The 4,372-nt window shown below is 50.3% G+C and carries 4 protein-coding genes and 1 pseudogene; all 5 read left to right on the top strand.

The genetic code is table 11. The features are described from left to right. Positions 1 to 208: pseudogene (locus LI164_RS15380) on the top strand (TipAS antibiotic-recognition domain-containing protein); the annotation flags it as partial. A gap of 109 nt (positions 209 to 317) precedes the next feature. Then, on the top strand, positions 318 to 1,892 hold the full coding sequence (gene mobQ / locus LI164_RS15375) for a MobQ family relaxase (RefSeq protein WP_025544159.1): 1,575 nt from the start codon (positions 318 to 320) through the stop codon (positions 1,890 to 1,892). A gap of 66 nt (positions 1,893 to 1,958) precedes the next feature. Continuing rightward, positions 1,959 to 2,603 (top strand): CHC2 zinc finger domain-containing protein, encoded by a 645-nt coding sequence (locus tag LI164_RS15370; RefSeq protein ID WP_025544160.1) that lies wholly within the window; start codon positions 1,959 to 1,961, stop codon positions 2,601 to 2,603. Beyond that, entirely contained in the window at positions 2,572 to 3,909 is a 1,338-nt protein-coding gene (locus tag LI164_RS15365) for a virulence-associated E family protein (RefSeq protein WP_227087361.1), read from the top strand. Before LI164_RS15370 ends, LI164_RS15365 begins: the two co-directional genes overlap by 32 nt. A 242-nt stretch (positions 3,910 to 4,151) precedes the next feature. After that, positions 4,152 to 4,349, top strand: a complete 198-nt coding sequence (locus tag LI164_RS15360) for a hypothetical protein (protein ID WP_002595176.1) — start codon at positions 4,152 to 4,154, stop codon at positions 4,347 to 4,349. The last annotated feature ends 23 nt before the right edge of the window (positions 4,350 to 4,372 follow it).

Raw genomic sequence — 4,372 nt, 5'->3', positions numbered from 1 at the left:
AGATTCTTTTGAAGTAAAAGAGCTTGTTGGAGAATATGGCTTTGTTATGAAACAGCTTGCCCAGATAAAAGAAGAAAAAGGCTTTATGATGGCACAGACGCAGTATTACCGCAATGAACAAATCAAACCAATGATAGACGAAAAATACGGTGAAGGGGCTTCTGATTTCTTTGCACAGGCAATAGAAAACTATTATAAAGTTAAGTAATCTTGAATTTTAACTAAATACCCGCCGCCCCCAGCGGCACACCAAGCAGGAAATCTGAAAAAGGTCTCCTGCTTTTTTTATACCTAAAATCGGAAAGGAGGAACACTAAATGCCCTGTCCACACAATCAAATCTCCATCGTCCAGCGTAGCAACCGCCAGTCTGCTGTTGCCGCCGCTGCTTACCAAAGCGGCGAAAAGCTGTTCTGTGAATACGACCAGCAAGTGAAGCACTACCCAGAAAAGCGTGGTATCGTCCATAATGAAATCCTGCTCCCGGCAAATGCCCCGCCAGAGTATGCAGACCGCAATACCTTATGGAACGCCGCCGAAGCTGTTGAGAAGCAATGGAACTCCCAGCTTGCAAGGCGGTGGGTGCTTTCCATTCCCAGAGAGATACCGCCCGACCAGTACGCCGCCCTTGTCCGGGATTTCTGCAATCAGCAGTTTGTTTCCAAAGGAATGTGCGTGGATTTTGCCATCCATGACAAAGGGGACGGAAACCCTCACGCTCATGTCATGCTGACTATGCGGGCAATGGATGAACATGGGAAATGGCTTCCCAAGAGCCGCAAGGTTTATGACCTTGACGAGAACGGGGAACGGATAAAACTTCCGTCCGGCAGATGGAAAAGTCACAAGGAAGATACGGTTGACTGGAACGACCGCAAGTATTGTGAAATCTGGCGGCATGAATGGGAGATCATCCAGAACCGCTATCTGGAAGCCAACAACCGCCCGGAGCGGGTGGATCTCCGTTCTTATGAAAGACAGGGGCTTGATATTATCCCTACCGTCCATGAGGGTGCTGCTGTCCGGCAGATGGAAAAGCGAGGGATTCAGACCAACATCGGAAATCTGAACCGGGAAATCAAAGCCGCCAACAGCCTGATGAAGTCTATCCGGCAGCTTATTAAAAATCTCAAAGGCTGGATTATCGAGCTTAGTGAAAAACGAAAAGAACTGCTTGCGGAAAAAGCTGCGGAGGAAGCGGTATTTCTTCCCAATCTGTTGATGAAGTACATGGAGGTACGAAAGGCAGAACGGAGCGACTGGACACGGGCGGGACAAAACCGTGGAACTTCCAAAGACTTAAAGGCAGTCAGCGAAGCCCTGTCCTATCTTCAGAGAAAGGGACTTTCCACCGTGGAGGATTTGGAAAACTTTATAGAAACGTCCGGGAAATCTGCCGCCGACTACCGAAAGCAGATGAAGCCAAAGGAAACCCGCAGCAACGTGATTGACGCTATCCTTGCCGCCCGGACGGACTGTAAGGAATGTAAGCCCGTTTATGAGAAATACCAGAAGATATTTTTCAAGAAAACTAAGGAAAAATTCAAGCTGGAACACCCGGAGGTTGCCCGGTTTGAGAAAGCCAGTGCCTACCTTGCCAAGCACCCGGATGATAAGGACAGCACGAAAAAGGAGCTTTTGCAGGAACAGGCGAAGCTTGTGGGCGAAATCGCAGACTTGAAAGTACCGTTGACCGAGGTGCAGGAAGATTTGAAGAAGCTGCGGGACATCCGCTACTGGGTACGGAAAGCCACACCCGGCACAGAGGAAAGCAAAGAGCCGCCCAAGAAGCAGCCCCTCAAAGAAGTCTTGCAGGATAAGGCTGACGAGAAGAAAGCACAGAAAAACGCCCCGGCGCAGACGAAACACAAACAACAGGATATGGAACTTTAACAGGCACTTGCCATTTTCAGATTGAGAATGATAAGTGCCTTTTCTTTTTTACAAGGAGGAATTGATTTGAATGTATTTGAAGCTGTGAAGCAGTCCGTTACGACAAGACAGGCTGCGGAGCATTACGGAATCCGGGTAAACAGAAACGGGATGGCTTGCTGCCCGTTCCACAACGATAAGACCCCCAGCATGAAGCTGGACAAGCGTTTCCACTGCTTCGGATGTGGTGCAGATGGGGATGTGATTGATTTTGTAGCTGCCCTGTACGGGCTGGGGAAAAAGGAAGCCGCCGCACAGTTGGCGAGTGACTTCGGGCTTGCCTATGAGGACTGGAAGCCACCGGGCAGGGCAAGGAAGCCCAAGCCCCGGCAGAAATCCCCGGAAGAACAGTTCCGGGAAGCAAAGGCACATTGCTTCCGTGTCCTTGCCGATTATCTACACCTCTTACGGGTATGGAAAACCGACTATGCCCCGCACTCCCCGGAGGAAGCGTTTCATCCCCGGTTCGTGGAAGCCTTGCAGAAGCAAGCCCATGTGGAATATCTGCTGGATGTGCTGCTGTTCGGGGAGACAGAGGAAAAAGCGGTTTTGATTATGGACTACGGAAAGGATGTGATACAGCTTGAACAGCGAATGGCAGAGCTTGCAGCCGCAGACGCAGCAAGAACTAAAAAACACCATGAACGCCATGCAGCCGCCCCAGAGCGTTGAGGAAGTAAAGGCAACTCTGGAAACCACCGAGAAAGGCGGCGTCCGCCAGAGCATACGGAACTGCCTGACCGTATTCCAGCGTGACCCTGTGCTTGCCGGGGCAATCGCCTACAACATCCTGACCGACCGCAAGGACATCATAAAGCCCATCGGTTTTCACAGAGAAAGCACAGCCCTGACCGATACGGACATGAAGTATCTGCTTCTCTATCTGGAGGAAACCTACGGGCTTACCAGTGAGAAAAAGATTGAAACCGCCATCGGGATTGTGGCGAATGAGAATAAGTACCACCCCATCCGGGATTTTCTGAACAGCCTTGCATGGGACGGGACTGAGCGCATCCGCTTCTGTCTGCGGCACTTTCTGGGAGCTGATGTGGACGATTACACCTATGAAGCCTTGAAGCTGTTCATGCTGGGGGCGATTACAAGGGCATTTAAGCCCGGAAGCAAGTTTGAAATCATGCTGTGTCTGGTAGGCGGTCAGGGGGCTGGCAAATCCACCTTCTTCCGGCTGCTGGCAGTCCGGGACGAGTGGTTTTCCGATGATTTGCGGAAGCTGGACGATGATAACGTGTACCGCAAGCTGCAAGGTCACTGGATAATTGAAATGTCGGAAATGATGGCAACCGCCAATGCCAAGAGCATTGAGGAAATCAAGTCCTTTCTAAGCCGCCAGAAAGAGGTTTACAAAATTCCCTATGAAACTCACCCGGCAGACCGCCCCCGTCAATGCGTGTTCGGCGGCACTTCCAACGCCCTTGACTTTCTCCCCCTTGACCGTTCCGGCAACCGCCGATTTATCCCGGTCATGGTGTACCCGGAGCAAGCCGAGGTTCACATTTTGGAGGACGAAGCCGCTTCCAGAGCCTATATCGAGCAGATGTGGGCAGAAGCGATGGAAATTTACAGAAGCGGCAGGTTCAAGCTGGCTTTCAGCCCTGCCATGCAGCGGTATCTCAAAGAACACCAGCGGGATTTTATGCCGGAGGACACCAAAGCCGGGATGATACAGGCTTACCTTGATAAGTACACCGGGGAAACGGTCTGCTCCAAGCAGCTCTACAAGGAAGCCTTAAACCACACCTTTGATGAGCCGAAGCAATGGGAAATCCGGGAAATCAACGAGATAATGAACCAGTGCATTACCGGGTGGAACTACTTTTCCAATCCGAGGATGTTTGCGGAATACGGCAGACAAAAGGGCTGGGAGCGTGAAATCCCGGCAACGGACACCGACAACCCGCCCGAAAAATCTATGGACGGTTTTGTGGAGGTCACAGAGCAGATGGAGCTTCCATTCTGAAAATGACAGCCCGTTGCCGACTTCGTTGCTATCCCGTTGCCGAGCCGGTTGCCGGGGAAAATCCCTTATTTCCGGGCTTTTTCCCTCTCTGACAACCAAAACAACAGAAAAATAAAAGAAAAGTATAAATAGTAATCAACGCCAGATTGAGATTGTTTGCAAGGTCTTTTGAAGCCCGTTGCCGGACTTCGTTGCCGACCGTTCTCTGTCTGGCTATTTTCATGTATGGAGGATAACTGCCTATGGCGAAAAATAAGACCAAGATTGAAGTGACAACCGTATTTGACGGGGAACTGGACGCCACCGATGTGTTCGTCAGCCTGATTTCCCAGAAATACGGCAAAACAAATACAAAAGAATATCTTGCTAAAAAGAAAGATTTGAAGTATAATGAAGATGAGGTTCAACAGAGCCAGATACCGTCTGGATTGTGTGGGTAAATGGCTATGATGAACGAAATGGA

The organism is Dorea sp. 210702-DFI.3.125, from assembly GCF_020560945.1.
In the GTDB taxonomy this organism is placed as follows: domain Bacteria; phylum Bacillota; class Clostridia; order Lachnospirales; family Lachnospiraceae; genus Dorea; species Dorea formicigenerans.
Note: the sequence above shows the minus strand (reverse complement) of the source record. Positions and strands in the feature narration are given on the sequence as shown.

Excerpts from the sequence above, each read along its gene's own strand:
- LI164_RS15365 (WP_227087361.1), top strand. The coding sequence starts at position 2,572 with ATGAACGCCATGCAGCCGCCCCAGAGCGTTGAGGAAGTAAAGGCAACT.
- LI164_RS15360 (WP_002595176.1), top strand. The coding sequence starts at position 4,152 with ATGGCGAAAAATAAGACCAAGATTGAAGTGACAACCGTATTTGACGGG.
- mobQ (WP_025544159.1), top strand. The coding sequence starts at position 318 with ATGCCCTGTCCACACAATCAAATCTCCATCGTCCAGCGTAGCAACCGC.